The organism is Bacteroides fluxus YIT 12057, assembly GCF_000195635.1.
GTDB lineage: Bacteria > Bacteroidota > Bacteroidia > Bacteroidales > Bacteroidaceae > Bacteroides > Bacteroides fluxus.
Window position 1 is genome coordinate 38,078 of record NZ_GL882630.1, and the last position, 17,881, is coordinate 55,958.

Annotated in this window: 8 protein-coding genes and 1 pseudogene; 5 read left to right on the plus strand and 4 right to left on the minus strand. The window is 44.7% G+C overall.

Going from position 1 to position 17,881, the window contains the following annotated elements:
* Positions 1–276: 276 nt before the first annotated feature.
* The 4 genes from HMPREF9446_RS08055 to HMPREF9446_RS08070 form a co-directional block, all read right to left on the minus strand.
* The gene (locus tag HMPREF9446_RS08055) at positions 277–2,049 is read right to left on the minus strand and encodes an SGNH/GDSL hydrolase family protein (RefSeq protein ID WP_009125091.1); all 1,773 of its coding nucleotides are present in this window, start codon (positions 2,047–2,049) and stop codon (positions 277–279) included.
* A 236-nt stretch (positions 2,050–2,285) separates the two neighbouring features.
* The gene (locus HMPREF9446_RS08060; protein WP_050797290.1) at positions 2,286–3,536 is read right to left on the minus strand and encodes a glycoside hydrolase family 88 protein; all 1,251 of its coding nucleotides are present in this window, start codon (positions 3,534–3,536) and stop codon (positions 2,286–2,288) included.
* A 55-nt stretch (positions 3,537–3,591) separates the two neighbouring features.
* Positions 3,592–5,301: a RagB/SusD family nutrient uptake outer membrane protein gene (locus HMPREF9446_RS08065; protein ID WP_009125093.1), complete on the minus strand. Its 1,710-nt coding sequence runs from the start codon at positions 5,299–5,301 to the stop codon at positions 3,592–3,594.
* A 13-nt stretch (positions 5,302–5,314) separates the two neighbouring features.
* On the minus strand, positions 5,315–8,476 hold the full coding sequence (locus HMPREF9446_RS08070) for a SusC/RagA family TonB-linked outer membrane protein (RefSeq protein WP_009125094.1): 3,162 nt from the start codon (positions 8,474–8,476) through the stop codon (positions 5,315–5,317).
* Positions 8,477–8,746: 270 nt separating this feature from the next.
* On the opposite strand from HMPREF9446_RS08070, the gene HMPREF9446_RS08075 reads away from it, so the two are divergent.
* The 5 genes and pseudogenes from HMPREF9446_RS08075 to HMPREF9446_RS19520 form a co-directional block, all read left to right on the plus strand.
* The gene (locus tag HMPREF9446_RS08075; protein ID WP_009125095.1) at positions 8,747–10,585 is read left to right on the plus strand and encodes a heparinase II/III domain-containing protein; all 1,839 of its coding nucleotides are present in this window, start codon (positions 8,747–8,749) and stop codon (positions 10,583–10,585) included.
* A 53-nt stretch (positions 10,586–10,638) separates the two neighbouring features.
* The gene (locus HMPREF9446_RS18960; RefSeq protein WP_009125096.1) at positions 10,639–11,907 is read left to right on the plus strand and encodes a sialate O-acetylesterase; all 1,269 of its coding nucleotides are present in this window, start codon (positions 10,639–10,641) and stop codon (positions 11,905–11,907) included.
* A 45-nt stretch (positions 11,908–11,952) separates the two neighbouring features.
* The gene (locus HMPREF9446_RS08085; protein ID WP_009125097.1) at positions 11,953–14,211 is read left to right on the plus strand and encodes a glycosyl hydrolase family 95 catalytic domain-containing protein; all 2,259 of its coding nucleotides are present in this window, start codon (positions 11,953–11,955) and stop codon (positions 14,209–14,211) included.
* A gap of 22 nt (positions 14,212–14,233) precedes the next feature.
* The gene (locus HMPREF9446_RS08090) at positions 14,234–17,152 is read left to right on the plus strand and encodes a glycoside hydrolase family 2 TIM barrel-domain containing protein (protein WP_009125098.1); all 2,919 of its coding nucleotides are present in this window, start codon (positions 14,234–14,236) and stop codon (positions 17,150–17,152) included.
* Between the two features lie 63 nt (positions 17,153–17,215).
* Positions 17,216–17,333: pseudogene (locus HMPREF9446_RS19520) on the plus strand (IS982 family transposase); the annotation flags it as partial.
* Between the last annotated feature and the right edge of the window lie 548 nt (positions 17,334–17,881).

The window sequence follows — 17,881 nt, forward strand, 5'->3', positions numbered from 1 at the left end:
GAAGAATATGAAAAGAGTGGATCTCCGTATGATTTTGTCAACAACTTGAACTTGCAGGTACTATATCTCCCGTCTGCCGGGTATCTATTGGAAACTTTTAGGAAAGCTAAAGAAAAACCTTTTGAAGTTAAGACTAAAAAGTCGCGGAGTTAAGTGAGATCTCTGTTCGCAGTGCGCGAACGGATATTCAAAGCGTGCGAACATATATTCAAAGCTTGCGAACGGATATTCACAAGCCTTGAATAAAGTTTGTGTTCCTGATTCCTATCATACGCTCTAAAAATCGGTGTTCAAATTCTCTTTGTAAAGGTAATGATAGAGTTGAGACGCAATCTTTTCATACCCTTTCTCATTCGGGTGAAGTCCGTCACTGAATAAAGACGGGTCGATGCGCCCGTCTTCCTTGATAAAGAGAGAAGTCAGATTCACATAAACCGCATCGGTCTTCATCAATTCTTTTTGCAGTTTGGCGTTTATATCCTTGATTCGTTGCTCCTGTCCTTTTCTGGGTAAGATTCCTACGATATGCAGTTTGGCCGAAGGCTGCCTTTCACGTATAGCTTTGGCGGCAAACGCAATTCCTTCTACAATCTCACGGTCTGTATTGAATTGTAAATTATTGGTTCCAATCAGCATGAAGATATCTTTCGCCTTATATCCGTCCAGCTCTCCGTGATAGACACGCCAAAGCACGTTTTCAATCTTATCCCAACCGAAGCCCAGATTGCGGACTTTCGTCCCTGCAAACAAGCGGTTCCATGCATGCTTGCCCCGTTGCATGTCGGCAAGCGGTTCGCCTGCCCAATAATGAATAATGGAATTGCCGATAAGAATTACTTCAGGCGGATCTGCACGATTCAACTTCAGAACCTGTTCATGTCTTGCCTGCCAGTCGTAAGGGTCTCTTTGTTGCTTGCAGGGAATGCATGTCGGTGTGTCTCCTGTTTCTTCTTTCAGAATTTCACGGATTTTTCTTACATAGCTATCGGCGTATTGTTGCATACCCAAGTCACTGGGATGCACTCCTTCTACCATGGCGTCCATTGATAACCCTATCTCTTCCTTTGTCAGATAGTAAATGTCAGATACTTGTTGCTGTATCAAAGCATTATATGCCTTTCGCAACTTATGGTTGGCTGCCTTGTAAGAAGCCGCTGCACGGCTTGAAGTATATTCGTTGGTATATCCACTGTGCTCTACCAGCAATATGGGTACATGGCTGCGGGCACGAAGTATCTTTACTCCGGTCAGAATACGTTCTACGATAACGGCAGTATCAGCAGGGGAGATCATGTTGGGCATGCAGTCTATGATGTAGAGCATAGCGTCTGTCTCTGCCAACAGTTCAAAGAGTTCTTTTTCAAGTTTGCCGCTTCCGGAAAAACCTAAGTTGACGACCGGATGCTGCAAGTCTCTGCTTACGATATTCGTCCAGGCCATGCCGGGCCGTGAAGCGCAGGCTCCTTGGGCGATGGAAGTACCGTAGGCTACCAGCGGCTTTTCTTCGGAGACGGGGATGAAGGAGATGGATGCATTATCTTTCACCCCGATTTCGAGAAAAGAAACCGAATTATAAAGAGGCAGGAACAATGTATATTCATAGCCTCTGCCCGAACCGCCTTCGTAGGTGAGTCCGCTATAAGTATAAACCAAGGTGTCTCCCAAAGCATATTTGGCGGCGCACCAACGGCTTTGGCCATTCTTGTCTGTGGCGTAGAGGTCAACGCCCGAGACACCGGTAACAGGCATGTGTGCCATGCTGAGCCCTCCATTTACAACATACTTCACTTTGATTTCCGGTGAGTCGGAGTAAAAGGCGATGGAAAGTCCTGCACTTTGTCGGGACAAGTTCCAGACTGCTTTGTTTACTTTGTCCTTCGCCTTCAGGGGGAGGCGGGCATAGCTTCCTTGCAGTTCATGGTGCCATGCTCTGCCGCGGACCACCGGGAAGGGTTGCTCTAGCGGATTTACCCATTTGACTTGAGCCTTCATGCACAGGCCGCCTACAAGGAAAAGTAATAATGATAATACATGTCTTTTTTTCATCATTCTATTGGTTGAGTAATCATATACGCAATTGAGGCTATTCAAGGTTCTCTTTGAAATCAATATTCTACCTTTATGACTGATAGCGGCAGAATGAGATAATCCAATCGTTTCATGGATTCAATAGCTTAGGTTTTTACAAATATGCCTCTGCCATATCCCCGCTAACACAGTTCATGGTATCGGGGAAATGGCAAAGGCAAATTTATAGAGATTTAGCGTAAATTGCTAAGATTAGATTAGAATAATGGTTCGTTGTTCAATATTTTGTTGTAACGGTGCAGAGCTTCTATGAAATAGTAGTCTGCATAAGTCAGAGGCACGTCTATTTCACCACCGTGAGGAATGGCACCTGTGCTGTGCATTAAGATGAAGTTGGCGTTCTCGCCTAGTTTGGCGCGATAGGCGGCACTGCCCAACGAGTGCAGTATTTTCTTGGCTCCTTCCAAGTACTTCTTGCTCTTGGCGCCTTTCACATAAGTACTTAATTCTATTAGCGCCGAGGCGGTGCAAGCTGCGGCGGAGGCGTCACGGTAGATGACCGGAGTGATGCTTGCTCTGGAACGTACACCGGGCACATAACCTTCCTCCCAGGCATTGAAGTCCCACCATGCCACCTTGTCGCTGGGCAGGTTGGGATGGTCCAAATAGTAGTCGGCCATGCCTTGAGCGGTTTTCAGGAAACGCTTGTCGCCTGTCTCGCGGTAACACAGAGTGAATCCGTAGATGCCCCACGATTGTCCCCTTGACCAACAGGAATTGTCCGAATAGCCTTGGGAAGTCTCTCCTTTGATGGGAGCACCCGTTTCTTTGTCATAATAGATGATATGGAAATGACTGTAGTCTTTGCGTATCTGGTTCTTCATTACCTTTTCGGCATGTGAAATGGCTACTTTTTTATATTCATCGTTGCCTGTGACCTTGCTGGCGTGGAACAATAGTTCCAGGTTCATCATATTGTCTATGATGACGGGGAAGTCATACACTTTGTCACCGTGCCAAGAGCGGAAGCCGTTCCACGATTGGATGACGCCTGCTTTGGGGCGGAAACGGGTACAGAGTGATTTGGCCGATTCGGTCAGAATATCCTCGTAACCGTCTTTCGGTGCAAAGCGGTTGGCGTTACCGTAGCTGCAATACATCATAAAGCCGATGTCATGGTTGTCGGTGAAAGTCTTGCAAGGCTCCATATATTGGGTATAGACCCGTGCGGAGTCTTGCAGGGCTTTGTCACCAAGGAAGTCGGAAATATACCATAAACTACCCGGGAAAAATCCGGCCGTCCATAGATAGATGCTGCCTTTAGAAACTGTGCCATCCTTGCGCATGCTGTGAGGCATGATACCTTTCCCCTCTTTTCCCTGTGCGGGCGTTTTCAGCATCAGTTGGTATTGCTTGGCGGCAAATTCCATGTTTTCCTGAATGAATGACTTCTCTGTTTCTTGCGCCTGGGTAGTACCCAAGGCGCAAGTGAACAGGAGTGTTGCCATAAAACGAATTTTGTTTACCTTCATATTCTATAATTTTATTGTTTCAGATATTTCATTACCAACCGGGATTTTGTTGTCCCAATTCTGAATTTCGTTCAAATTCTACTGCGGGGATAGGCCACAGATAGTCGCGTATCTCAAAGACGCGTTTGTAACGGTCTTTGCCCAAGATGTCATCATACATGAAGTTCAGTTTCTTTTCTCCAAGCCCCCATCTTCTCAGATCGCTGAAACGCTGTCCCTCACAGGCCAGTTCAATGGCTCTTTCTTGAACTATGCGTTCGAAGATTTCATCTTTAGTGTGTGCTTCCAACCAGGGTTTGCCACTGTTCAAGGCAGGCATATTGGTAGAAGGACGTTGGCGAACCTGATTTATCAAGGCTACTGCATCATCCTGCTTTCCGGGCTGTTCATTGTAACATTCGGCAAGCATTAGCAATACGTCTGCATAACGAATCAACGGGTAATTGATAGGAGTATGCTCACGGTTGGATATCATTCCGTTCATATCACCTTCCGGTACAAATTTACGCCACAAGTAGTCATACCAGCCGCGATTGTTACGGATATAGCCATTGTTTTCATTGGTACCGGATGCGAGAACGAATTCCATCATTTTGGGAGTGGTACCGTTGCATCCATAGTATTGGGCGTAAGGAGTAATAATGGTTTGTTCCAGACGTGGGTCACGGTTTTCGTAGATGGCTCTTATTTTATCCTTCTGGGCTGGATACGTAGAAACTATACCGTTGTTCAGTTCTGCCTTGAAGATGCTTTCCTGTAGGGCTTTGTCGGTCGTGAATCCGGGGAAGTGGTCTTCCCAGTTGAATTTTGTGCCATCACGGTTTTCGTACATATCTACCAAGAGGTCTGTGGGGATGCAGTTATTCCATCCGCTTCCGTAAGAAGAACGGCTGCCCAGATAAAGGCTGAACGGCATTCCGTACTCAGTGCCCGTACCACTCATATTCTGGATAGCAAAGATCATTTCGCTACTGGTGTCGCCTTCGGGAGTGAAAAGTTTGGCATAGTCGGGATACAACTGATATCCATAGCCTCGGTTCTGAGGGTCTTTTACAATCTCCTCGAAGTCTGCTGCTGCGCTGACATAATCTTTGTTGTATAGTTTCACTTTTCCTCTTAAGGCTACGGCTGCACCTCGGGTAGCACGACCATATTCGCTTTGTTGCCAGTGAACGGGCAAAGCATTGACGGCCGCATCCAAGTCATCTAAAATGAACTTGCGAGTCTCCTCGGCAGTGGAACGCGGTTTCTTCATCGTCATGTATTCGTTGCTGACAATAGTTGTTTCGTCATACAAGGGTACCCCTCCATAATAGTCCAATAGATGGAAATAGTACAATGCACGCATGAATCGGGCTTCGCCTTTGTATTGCGTTTTCAACTCTTCTGACATATCTACATTGTCAACGTTCTGTAGTACGATGTTGGCACGTGCTACACCTTCATAAAGTTCTTTCCAAATATTCTGGATGACGTTGGAACGGTCTGTGTAGGTTCCTAAATTGACAGGAGACATGGAAGAGTCATCCCAGGCGATGTCTCCTAAGCCGTCACGTCTGAAATAGGTACCGAAAGCGTTTTCTCTTTTCATCTGGTTATATACACTCATCATTCCTTGATGGGCGTGAGTCTCCGTTTTCCAGAAGGTTTCGGAACTCAGTTTGTCATGTGGGTATTGATCCAAGTCAAAGCAGCTGGTCATCAAGCCCATAGTGGTCAAAAGTAAGATATATTTTTTCATGTTGTTGCAATATTTAGAATGAAACGTTAAGACCGAAAGATGCCTGTCGCATAGTCGGGTAGGTGAATGTGGTAGTTTCTGGATCCATACCTGCGAAGTCGGTGAACGTGAAGAAGTTCTCCAAACTGCAGAACAAGCGTACGCGGTTCAAAGTAGTAGCCTTTACCCATTTGTCGGGCAGGGTATATCCTACCTGAATGTTGCGTATCTTGAAGAAGGACTTGTCCGTTTCCCAGATGGTGCTGCTTCGGGTATTGCGACTGTCGCTCTTCATCAGTCTTGGGAAAATGGCATTTGTACTTCCTTCATGCCAACATCCGTCGGCTATTTCCTGGCTGATTTGGTTACCGTATGCCACATTGGATGAACGCATGGTTTGGTATTGCACTTTCTGACTACCTGTACCGGACAGTACGGTTGAGAAATCGAAACCCTTGTAGTCAAATCCTATTGTGAAATTGTACATGAAACGAGGAGTATCGCCATGTCCTCTGGCTACCCGGTCGTCATCGCTGAAAATATAGTCATTATTGGTATCTTTGTAGAGCACGTCACCCAATTCCGGACGTTTGTATTTTTGGAAGGGATTTATCTTCTTCCCGTTTGCATCCAATGGAGCATTGTCGATAAGTGACTGTACATAGTCCAGATCTTCCTGTGTCTGGATGATGCGGTCGGCTATCAGTACGTATTGTGTATTGATGCCATATCCTTCCAAAATCATCGTGCTGCCTTTTATACTCATTTCATTCCCTTTGAACTTGGTAACTTTGTTATCGACGAAAGTAAGGTTGGCGCCGACGTTATAGTGGAAGTCATTGACTTTGTCTGCCCAGTTCAGGGTTATTTCAAATCCTTTGTTGACAACCTCTGCACTGTTTTGGGTCGGCAATGAGGAACTACCGTGAACCAGAGGTGCGGGCAGGTCTATCAGGATGTCAGAGGTCTTCTTGTAGAAATATTCCAACGTACCGTTGAGGCGGTTGTTCAATACTCCGAAGTCTGCGGCGAAATTGGTTACTGCGGTACTTTCCCAGGTTAGGTTGGTATTTGCCAGGCTTAATTGTCCCATACCTATTACCATTCCATCGTTCAGCACATAGTTGGCCTTGGCGTATGTGGGGACACACATATATTCGGATGCTAGGTAGTTATTGCCTAATACACCATAAGATGCTCGGAGTTTCAAGGCATCCAGCCATTTGCGTGTACCTGCCATAAAGTTTTCCTGGTCGATGCGCCATGCTGCAGAGAATGAAGGGAAATATCCCCAGCGTTTGCTTTCTACGAAACGGGAGGAGGCATCTGCGCGCAGGTTCATTTCCAACAGATATCTGTTGTCCCATCCCAGGTTGATACGTCCGAAGTAAGAACGCATGGCCCATTCCGAATGTGAGCCGGAAGTGGTTGATTCTCCGGTAGCGCCGTCTATGACATCCACAGAAGAGTCGATCCAGTCATATTTTTGTGCGCTGAAACTGCGGTCGCGGCGCATTTCTTGGCTGGCTCCTGCCAGAATGTTGAGGTCGAGTTTGTTGTTGAAGAACTTATTTTCGTAGCGGATGACGGCGTCCATGAATATCCGCTCTATTTTGCGGTTATCATTTTTTATGTAGTTACGCCGTGCGTCTTTTGATACAACAGATTCAGTATTGAAATTCCATAAATCCAGCAGATTGGTTTTCCGACTGTTGTCTTTGTCTGTCAGTTCATAAGAGTACGAACCTGCGATACTCAAACCTTTGAGTGGGGTCAGGGTACCGTTGAACTGTGCTCTGATGTTACGCTCTTGTTTTTTACCTACCTCACGATAGAGCTTTTGTAAAGGGTTGTTGGCTTGTGGGTCATCTTCTGGGTTTTGCATACCGCCGAAGCGTCCGTCGTGACGGAGTACGAGTCCTGGAGTACTTGCTACACCATAGGTGAAAACATCGTCTATCATGTCTTGTCCCAGATCTATATTGGCAAGATAACCACCAAGTTTGGTGCCTAATGTTAACCACGGAGTCACTTTAGCCTCTACGTTGGAACGGAAGCTGTAGCGTTCGTAACCTGCATTCTCTATTACGCCCGGATTGTTGTTGTAGCCAAAGGAATTGTAAAAAGAGATTTTGTCATTCCCACCGCTTACCGATAGGTTGTGATTGGTGGCGACAGCAGTACTGAAAACTTCATCAATCCAATTCGTATTAGGATAAATCAAAGGGTTTTGTCCCTTGTCATTACGCCAGGCATCAATCGTCTCTTGGGTGAATCGTGCAGGCTGTCCGCTATTCTGATAGGCTTCGTTCATTAAATCCATGTAAGTGGCATAGTCGGATACAGGGTCAATGGTTCTGCCTATAGACTCAAGTGATACATATCCGGTATAATCTACGTTGACCTTGCCGCTTTTTCCTTTCTTGGTGGTAATCAAGATAACACCGTTGGCAGCGCGGCTACCGTAGATAGAAGCAGAAGCGGCATCTTTCAGTACACTCATGCTTTCTACATCTTGTGGAGATACTGAATTGATGTTACTTTCTACACCATCGATGATGACGAGTGGGGCTGAATTGTTCAAGGTTCCTTGTCCACGTACTAAAATGGAACCGTTGTCGTCACCAGGCTTGTTGCTACTTGAAGTGACCGAAATTCCTGCTGCCATACCGGCCAAACCGGCAGACAGGTTTGTGATCGGGCGTTTTTCTGCGATGTCTGCCATATTTACAGAAGATACTGAACCAGTGAGGTTTACTTTCTTTTGGGAAGCATATCCCACTACTACCACTTCGTCTATCAACTCACTGTCTTCTTGCAAAGTGATATTGAGGTTACTTTGTGTACCCACTTTTATACTCTGCTCTTTATAACCAACAAAACTGATAACGAGGGTTGCATCTTTAGGTACATTGTTCAAAGTAAATTGACCGTCGATGTTGGTAATGGAACCGTTGGTCGTTCCTTTTACCATTACATTGGCACCGATAATTGTCTCTCCTTTGTCATCTACTATAGTACCTGTAATGGTACGTCCTTGTTGCTGCACGATGGGTGAGGAACCGGTGAAATTGGAATCGGAATAATTGTTTCCGGCTGCATACGTTGGACCGGTTGCCAATAAGATGGCTCCTCCAACTAAAAGTTTGGATAGTTTGGCATGAAACATGCACCTTTCTTTTTTTTGTTGATACATAGCTTAATGTTATTTTAAGGTTTTGTTGCGGCAAAATTATAGTGATATATTGTTACCGATGGGCTGTATTTGTGTTTTTAAGAGGAGGAAAAATACAAACTTAAATATTTAACCTTCATTAGGTGAGGTGTTTTTTTTAATTTTATTCATTGGACGGAAAGCTCCCATCAAAAAGATAATATATATTCATCTCTTCTATTTTATATGCCTATTTTTGCGTGATCAATGAAAATGTTTTCAAGATGAAATGACCTTAAATTGATATTAGATATGAATGGATTTGCATTTTTAACACTCAAAAATGGGAAGAGAACAATACTTTTGTTCATGCTGCTATGGGCTTGTAGTATATGGGGGCAGCAAAAATGGTTACCGGAACATCCCCGCCTGTTGTTTACCGGAACTGAGACTTCCGAAGTGAAACGTCTTATCGAAACCGATGGACTGGCCGGTGAACTGGCTTCCTATCTGAGGCATCAGGCCGATTCTATCATGGAAGCGCCGCAATTGCCTTATAAGATGGATAAATATGGCGCTTTATTGTGGACTTCGCGCGCATACGTCTATCGTCTGGGAACTTTGTCGTTGGCCTATCGGCTTTATGGCGACCGTAAATATCTGGATGCTGCCAATGAAACCTTGGTGTGGGTATGCAGCTTTCCCGACTGGCATCCGGCTCACTACTTGGATACCGCAGAGATGACTGCTGCCGTAGCTATCGCCTACGATTGGCTTTTTGCAGAACTTCCTCATGCCACCAAACAATTAATCAAGGCAAGTATCTATAAAAATGCCATCTACCGTGTGCTGCGTGAATACGAAAAGGGAGGTCCGGGAAGTTGGGCGAAGCGGGAAACGAATTGGAATGTAGTGTGCAACACCGGTATGGTGTTGGGTGCGCTCGCCGTGGCCGAGGATTATCCGCAGGAAACCGAAATGATCTTGGAGAATGCCGCCAAGTACATGCCCAACTGCCTGAAACTGTTTGCACCGGATGGTGTGTGCTACGAAGGACCGGCTTATTGGGGATATACCAACCGCTACCTGGCCATGTATTTGAAGGCAGTGACGGACAATGGTGGCGACAGGGGAAAGATTGCGGAGTTGCCGGGTATTTCCCGCACGGCACTTTACCAGATACGCACGCTTACACCGTCGGGGCATCCGTTCTACTTCGGAAACGCAGGCATCGGGCATGAGTCTTTCGGCGGTCCTGCCTACTTCCTCTATAGCAAAATGTTCCGTCAGCCCGAAGTGGCTGCATGGAACCGGAACGAAGTAGCCAAGACATTGCAGGGAGCCGAATTGTTCGACCAGCTATTCTTCCTTTCCCTGCCTTGGTTTGATGACGCCTCTTCCAGAGGAGCGGATGCCGTGCCTGCCATGGAGGTATATCATAATAAGATCAATGACATAGTGGTGTTCAATGGGAACCGTAGCAAGAAAGGTGCTGTCTATTTGGTTGCCAAAGGCGGTTTGCCCAATCAGGCACACCAGCACATGGATTGCGGTACGTTTATTATAGAGAGCGACGGGGTGCTTTGGACGGAAGACCTCGGAGCCGATGACTACGATTTACCCGGCTTCTGGGACGGAAAGCCCGGCGGACAGCGTTGGAAGTATTTCCGTAACAACAACTTCTCACACAATGTCATCAACATAGACCACAGTTTGCAGTATGCTGCCGGACACGCCTTTGTCTGCGAGGAGCATCCTGAAGCCAGGCAACCTTTTGCCAGGCTGAATTTGTGTGAGGTTTACAAGGAGAAAGCGAAAAGTGCCTACCGCAAGTTTACGCTCTTGGATGACCGTACGATGGAAGTGGAAGATGAAGTGGAATTACTTGATGCGCGTTCCAAGGTGTCGTGGGTGGCTGCCACCAAGGCCGATGTGGAGGTGAAAGGCAATAAAGCTCATTTGATGCGCGACGGCAAGCATTTTTATATGCAGATAATTGCTCCTGCCGGTGCTGTGTTCAAGACTTATCCTGCCAAAAATACGTATCAAGGAGAGAAACCTATTGAGGGCATCACGATGCTTGAGGCGGAGTGCTTGTTCAAAGGTACGGAGGGCAAGGTAACAGTGCGCATGAGCAGTAAGAAGTTATGATTGTATGGTTGATGCCATGAAATATTAGTGTCTTTCATGTAAAATATTCAAGTATGGAAAAGATTTTCAATTTATTATTGTTCCTTTTGCTGTTCCAAGGAGTTCGGGCGCAAGATTACGATTTGTATCTCTGCATCGGTCAGTCCAATATGGCCGGGCGCGGGACTTTAACAGAAGAGACCTCTGGTGCTATCCCTGATGTGTACTTGTTCAACGACCGGAATGAGTTCGAAAAGGCAACAAATCCGCTTAACCGTTATTCAACCATCAGAAAGGAGCTGAAAATGCAGGGGGTAGGTCCCGCTTATAGCTTTGCCAAAACGATGGCAATCCAAACAGGACGTAAAATAGGGCTTGTAGTCAATGCACGTGGCGGCTCTTCTATTCAGTCGAATTTACCCGGTCTCTTCTTTGTTGCGGGGGAAATAGCGTCTTGGGCTCCCAACGGGCAAGCATCTGAAAACATTCGTGCTTTCAATGAAATGATTAGTCATATCAGTGACTTTATACCGAATACGGCTTGTGTTTCTTCCGAAGGATTGATGCCCTTGATTGACTATTCAGATCCTCATTTCTGTACAGACAGTCAGATTGTTCTGGGAGAGCGGTATGCACAAAAAGTCCTGGAAAACACAAGTGGGTTGCGTGTGCTGTTCATAGGTGACTCTATTACGGATGGGAATTGGGGAAATGTATGTAGTCCGAAACCCTCATCTGAACGTAGCCTTGGAGATATGAATCATATTTATGGAAGTGGTTATATGTATTTATGCGCCAGTTACTATCAAGGCAATTATCCGGAAAAAGAGTACGATTTTTTTAATCGGGGTATCAGTGGGAATACCCTGTTGGATCTGGAAAAAAGATGGAAGGAAGATGTCATTGAGATGAATCCGGATGTTCTTTCTGTTTTGATTGGTACGAATGATATACATCATCACTTGAGAAGCGGAAATGGAAAAGCTTTTGATTTTGAGGTTTGGGAGAGGCGTTATCGTGCTTTGTTGGATTGCTCGTTGAAGGCTAATCCGAATTTGAAAATTATATTGGCGGCGCCTTTTGTAGCCAATACCGGTAATATGCGGAAAAGCAAAAACTTTGCGGAACGGGACAGTATGGTTCGTCGTTGCGCTGCGATTGTAGAGCGGATTGCGCATGATTATCATGCCATATATCTTCCTTACAATACAATGTTTGATGAACTTTTGAAAACCTGTCCTACTTCCAAGGATACTTATTGGATTTGGGATGGACTTCATCCAACGCCGGCAGGACATAGGCGCATGGCGGATATGTGGATAGAACGTGTGGGCTTATTGTAGTGAATAAATAGTTTGTTCCTTTATTTTAATATCAATAAATAAAACATGAAAGATTCTTTATTTAAAATGAACAGTATGTGCCGGTTGATAATGCTTTTGTTAGTGTTGTCTCTGGTGGATGAAGCAAGCGGAAAGCAGGTGTTTAAGGAACATGGACTGCATTTTCTCCGGATACCTACACGTTGGGATGAGGCTATTCCGCTCGGCAACGGCATCTCGGGTACACTGATCTGGCAAAAAGACGGGAACTTGCGTCTGGCGCTTGATCGTGCCGATTTGTGGGACTTGCGTCCCGTGAAGGAGTTCAGCGGTTCCGATTATAGCTATAAATTTGTCTGCGATGCGGTGGAGAAAGGGAATATACAGCCTGTATATGATATCATTGACGCACGTACAGGAAAAGACATTGCTCCGACCAAGATTCCTGCAGGTGCCATTGAAATACCTGTCGCCAAGTTGGGTGAGGTGGAGAGTGTAGATTTGGATGTGCATACTGCCGTTTGCACGATTACTTGGAAGAACGGTGCTGTGGGGCGTTTTTTCAACAGCGCGGTTGATAAAAGGGGTTATTTTCACTTCTCCAATTTGCCTGATACCTTATCCGTCAACCTGCGGTCACCCGGATTCGAATTGGCGGAAGGGGAGAAGGAAAGCCGGAACTCCCTTTCCCGTTTGGGATATAAGAATGGAAAAATTGTGCGTGGGACGGGAGAAATCAGCTATCGGCAGAAAGCTTATGGAAATGTCTCTTACGAGATTGCCTTACGGTGGAATACTCCGGATGCGCAGACTTTGGAGGGCAGTTACTGCCTGACCACCACCGGTACCTGGTATAGTGAACCGGTATCTGCTGGAAAAATAATGCGGACAGGTGTGAAAGAATTCTCCACAGCCTATAAGGAACATGTGGCATGGTGGGAAGCGTATTGGAACCGCTGTGAGATTAGCCTGCCCGATTCGGTGCTGGAACGCCAATGGTATCTGGAAATGTATAAATTTGGTTCCTCTTCACGTAAGGATGCTCCTCCTATTTGCTTGCAGGCTGTATGGACTGCCGACAATGGGCAGACACCGCCTTGGCGTGGCGATTTTCATAATGACCTCAATACCCAACTGAGCTATTGGCCGGGGTATGCGTCCAATCATTTGGAGGAATCGGAAGTCTTTACAGACTGGCTTTGGAGAATAAAAGATAACAGTGAGGCGTTTACCCGCCGCTTCTTTGGAGTGGAAGGAATGAACGTGCCTTGCATTGCCACTCTTGAAGGGAGAAATATCGGTGGTTGGAACCAATATTCACACTCGCCCACGGCAGGAGGCTGGTTGGCGCACCATTTTTATCTGCAATGGAAGTATTCGGCGGACAATGTATTTCTGAAAGAGAGAGCTTATCCTTGGGTGAAAGAAGTGGCGCGTTATTTTGAAAATGTTTCAGTGAAGGGAAAAAATGGAAAACGCAAGTTGCCGCTGTCCAGTTCGCCGGAAATAAACGACAACCGCATAGATGCCTGGTTTAAGGAAACCACCAATTATGACCTTGCCTGTATTCTGTTTACTTATAAAGCCGCCGCTGAGATGGCTGAGAGTTTGGGCTTGTCCGATGAAGCGAAGCATTGGAACGGGCAGCGTTCTGAATGGCCCGATCTTGCGAGGGATGCCACAGGACTGACCATCGCTCCCGGTTATCCGCTGCGATATACCCATCGCCATTTGTCCAATATGTTGGCTATCCATCCTTTGGGCTTGTTGGATGTATCGCAAGGCAAGGAGGCGGAACATCTTATCAAACGTTCTATCCATCATTTTGAGGAAATGGGCACAGGAGGCTGGGTAGGATATACATATGCTTGGCTTGCCAATCTGCAGGCCAGGGTCTTTGACGGTGATGCGGCAGCCCGTTCACTGCATATTTTTGCCAAGGCATTTTGTTCGCCGAACAGCTTCCATTTGAACGGTGACCAGTTAAGGAAAGGATATTCCGGCTTTACATACCGGCCCTTTACGTTGGAAGGTAACTTTGCTTGTGCCTCGGCAATTCAGGAGATGCTTTTGCAAAGTCATACCGGTACGATAAGGGTGTTTCCTGCCATTCCCGAATCTTGGCGAAATGCTTCCTTCCGTAATATGAGAGCCATGGGTGCTTTCATTGTCAGCGCGGATTACAAAGACGGTAAAGTGAACAGGATAGTTGTTCGCTCTGAAAAGGGAGGAAAGTTGCGAATCTTTAATCCGTTTACAAACAAGGTAGAGGAGAAAGAGATGGGAATCGGGCAGGTAATAGAAATGTTTCAATTTAATGAATAATGAATATTTATATATATAAAGTATGAAAAGAATAGCTTATATAATTGCATTGTTAGTGTTTTTTGCGTTGTATGTAAAGGCGCAAAATAGTACAGTTTTTGAGATGCGATATTTTACTTCTGATGTGAAAGCAAATGGTGATACTGATTTTCATGGTGAAACAGAGTGGATGAATATAGATCAACGTATTGATTTTTTAGATAAGTATGCCGCTTATTCCTCCAATTTTTGGGGAAATAAGCAGTTGGATAAACCGCTGTTGGCTATCAAAAAAGCAGAGGAGGTATTACAGAAAATAAAACCGCAGCCATTGACAAATATTCGGCGTACACTACGTTTAGTAGATTGGCGAGCATATGGGTATAGACCGGGGCAATTGAAAGACAAGACGAAACAGTGGGCTTTGTGGACTAATACTCCCGGTACTTCGATTGTTGACGGTAATCTTAAATTGAAAAATTGTATTGTGGAAAGGGGGATAGAAAAAATAGACTGGCGCTTTAAGTTCAGTACTACTTTGAGTACATTGAGCCCGGACTTTGCATTGGCTTTTAAAAAAGGAAATCAAACTTTATTATCAATCGAATTGGGAGCCGGTGAAATAGTGGCGCGATCTGGTCAATATAAAAAATATGGTAAGGTTGGAGATAGTTCGAAAGTAGGGTTGCAAGTATATGGCGATCTGTCCAATCATCGTTTTTTTGTGACTATTGACGGGCAGCCGACCATTGAATGCCCTACAGACGATACGTTGGAACATGAAATAGATGGTATTAGACTTTCATCCCGTCAAGGTGAAACCTCTGTTGATGATATTCTATTATTTAACTTTGTACAAGACAGTACTAACCAGCATACGCCTTTTTATACAGCACTTCTTTTGGATGAGGATTTTGAAGAGATATTGCCTATAGATGGTTGGCAGGATTTAGTGTATGATGATAGCCGTTGGCAAACCGTTAAACTTCCGTCTGTACATGGAGGAATTAGAGAAAAAGAAGAAAGTTATTATTTAAGAAAGAAAGTATATGTGGAGGATTTTGGGCGAGCTATCTTGAAATTGGAAACCTTGGATCCCGGAGGGGAAGTGTGGGTAAATGAACAGCCGGTAGCTGTGATAAACAACCGGCATCCTTATGATTTGGATGTAACCGAATATTTAAGACCAAACTGCGAGAATATAATAGCTGTCCGTGTAAAACCGTATAAAGCCGGGCACTCAATGTTACATACTCCTTCGGATCCTTATATCGGATGGCAATTGGGACGTACGGAATTGATATTGACCGATCGTTGCATGATAAAAAATGTATTTGTACATACGGCTTCCATTGATGAAAAACGTGCATTGCAGGTTAATCGGATAGTGCTTCAGTACCCGGGGGTGTATAGCTGTAAAGGAAAGGTGGAAGTTAATTATTATCCTTGGTATCCTGTGGAGGGGCAGAAAGTTGTGTCTATAGAAAAGGAGGTTGAAATCCGTTCTGCCATTGATAATATGGTGGTTGTGAATTTGCCGATAGAACAACCTGAACTATGGCAGACCGGAGCCCCTAATTTGTACAAGGTAGAAGTCATTCTGCGAAATGAACAAGGAGAAGCCATTGATGATTATGTATTGACTACCGGCATCAGAACTATTGAGCAAAAAAACGGGAATTTATATGTCAATAATAAAGCTGAGATGTTGAACGGTGCGCAGATTCTGGGATATAGATATCCGATAGAGACCGTTGCCAAAACTAATCGTTGTGTACCGGACGAAACGGTAGTAAGGGATTTACTGATGATAAAGGAGATGAATGGTAATATGTTGCGTATCCATGTGCATGCCGAAAAGGATACGATAGATGGTATAAATGATCCACGCTATGCAGAATTTGCAGATCAGCTCGGAGTATATTTATTGTGGCAGACTGCCGGATGGATTCGGGAAGGAGAAGCTTGGAACGTGGACTTTGAAGGTTACCCAAAATTTGTGAAGCAGGTTTACAACCATCCGTCTATAGTAATGTGGGAGGCAAGTAATCATCCTAACCGTTTTAAAAAACACGATATTTCTGATTCCAATGATTATATGGAACGCATCTTTCATACGATTAGCAGTGCTGACACCAGTCGGTTGATTTCGCCAACTTCGTTTTGGCAGCATACGCATTATGGTAATTATGAGGGGACTAAAGATTACAAAGGTAATCCAATGAGTCCTACTCCTGTATTGATGGAAAGACTAATGACTCGTGGAAGCCAAGATGCTTATAGTGGGTATGGAGCTGATTGGTCGTATTTGCGGAAAGCTCCGCATAGTTGGGCGGCTTCCTGTTTGGCTGCCAACGACAAGTGCTATTTTAACTTTGAGCACGAAGAGTCTGCTGCACAACCTAATTGGGAACTGGTGAAAAAGGAGCCATGGTATAAGGTACAATCTTATGAGTGGGGGTATGAAGAGGGTAGTATAGGCCGTAAGCTTAATGTGGAAGAATGGCGTATCAGTCAGGCATTTCAAGCTTTCTCTGCATGGGAGTCCATGAAAAAACAAACCTTGTTGGGATATGATGGCTTTTCATGGTGTAGCTTGGAGTCGGGAGCCAATATGTTTACATATCAGAAGCCTTTGGTAGATGCGGTAGGAGTGCCTAAACTGGCTTTCTATGCCAATAAACAAGTATTTAATAGGATTTGGGCAGCCAGTGATAATGTAGATGTGGTTTATGGACCGGCTGACTTGATTACTCCTGTTATCTTTAATCTGGGTGATGAGCGTATTGTGGATCTGACTATTGAATTGAAAAATGATAAAGGAAAGACTGTAGAGCGTAAAAAAATAAAGAATATTCAAGTTGATAAAGGCAGGAGTGTGACTAAACTGGATTGTTTCCAATTTAAGCCGAAGGAAGACGGATGTTATTTTATTGTTTATACGATTACAGATGAATATTAAGAATATAACGATAGAGGTGTTAATTTTATAGTGCTCAATTATAACATTTAAACGACTACCACTATGTTCTCAGAGGCTAAAGTTACAGAGATGTATTGTGTGGCAGACGATTTTTGTTGACAAACCCAACCGGATGAGTGACGCGGATATATGTGTCAATATATGTTGTCCGACGTCCGGAATATATTGGTGAAACTCGCAAAAGGATAGGCAGGAATGCGCGTTTGCCTTGTCTGTTTTATCATTTGCCTTTAGGTAAAACTTCGTACCACGTATCTGGGCTCTCCGGCATAGGCACGTGGGCTCTCCGGTTTACGTACGTGTGCCGGAGAGCCCAGATACGTGGGATAAAGTTTTGTATTAGGTATCAAGGTATTATGCATAAGGCTTTCCAGTATTCAGTATTAGGCAGAGGGATAAAACTGGTGATATCCCGATAGCCATGGTTGAGTTTCGCTTGAAATTGACGCTAATAAATATAACTTCGATGTACTTGCAGGGTGGGCGTGTGAGTTGTTGTAAGATGTTGATAAATAATAATTTATTCTTTATTATTTAGTAAGAGACGGAATTCATGGTAGTCAGCTCCTTACTTTGTTGACTTACAAACTATAGGTCAGCAAAGAAATATCATTCAATAAATTTGAAATTATTACCTTTTTTATCAGGGGATAATGGCAATTTCATCTTTTCATTTTTAACTGTAAGCAACAGTAAGGGGCTATCTGA

What these genes read in the sequence shown, in the direction of transcription:
- HMPREF9446_RS08085 (WP_009125097.1), top strand. Translation starts at nt 11,953, where the DNA reads ATGAAAGATTCTTTATTTAAAATGAACAGTATGTGCCGGTTGATAATG.
- HMPREF9446_RS08060 (WP_050797290.1), bottom strand. Translation starts at nt 3,536, where the DNA reads ATGGCAACACTCCTGTTCACTTGCGCCTTGGGTACTACCCAGGCGCAA.
- HMPREF9446_RS08055 (WP_009125091.1), bottom strand. Translation starts at nt 2,049, where the DNA reads ATGATGAAAAAAAGACATGTATTATCATTATTACTTTTCCTTGTAGGC.
- HMPREF9446_RS08090 (WP_009125098.1), top strand. Translation starts at nt 14,234, where the DNA reads ATGAAAAGAATAGCTTATATAATTGCATTGTTAGTGTTTTTTGCGTTG.
- HMPREF9446_RS08075 (WP_009125095.1), top strand. Translation starts at nt 8,747, where the DNA reads ATGAATGGATTTGCATTTTTAACACTCAAAAATGGGAAGAGAACAATA.
- HMPREF9446_RS08065 (WP_009125093.1), bottom strand. Translation starts at nt 5,301, where the DNA reads ATGAAAAAATATATCTTACTTTTGACCACTATGGGCTTGATGACCAGC.
- HMPREF9446_RS08070 (WP_009125094.1), bottom strand. Translation starts at nt 8,476, where the DNA reads ATGTATCAACAAAAAAAAGAAAGGTGCATGTTTCATGCCAAACTATCC.
- HMPREF9446_RS18960 (WP_009125096.1), top strand. Translation starts at nt 10,639, where the DNA reads ATGGAAAAGATTTTCAATTTATTATTGTTCCTTTTGCTGTTCCAAGGA.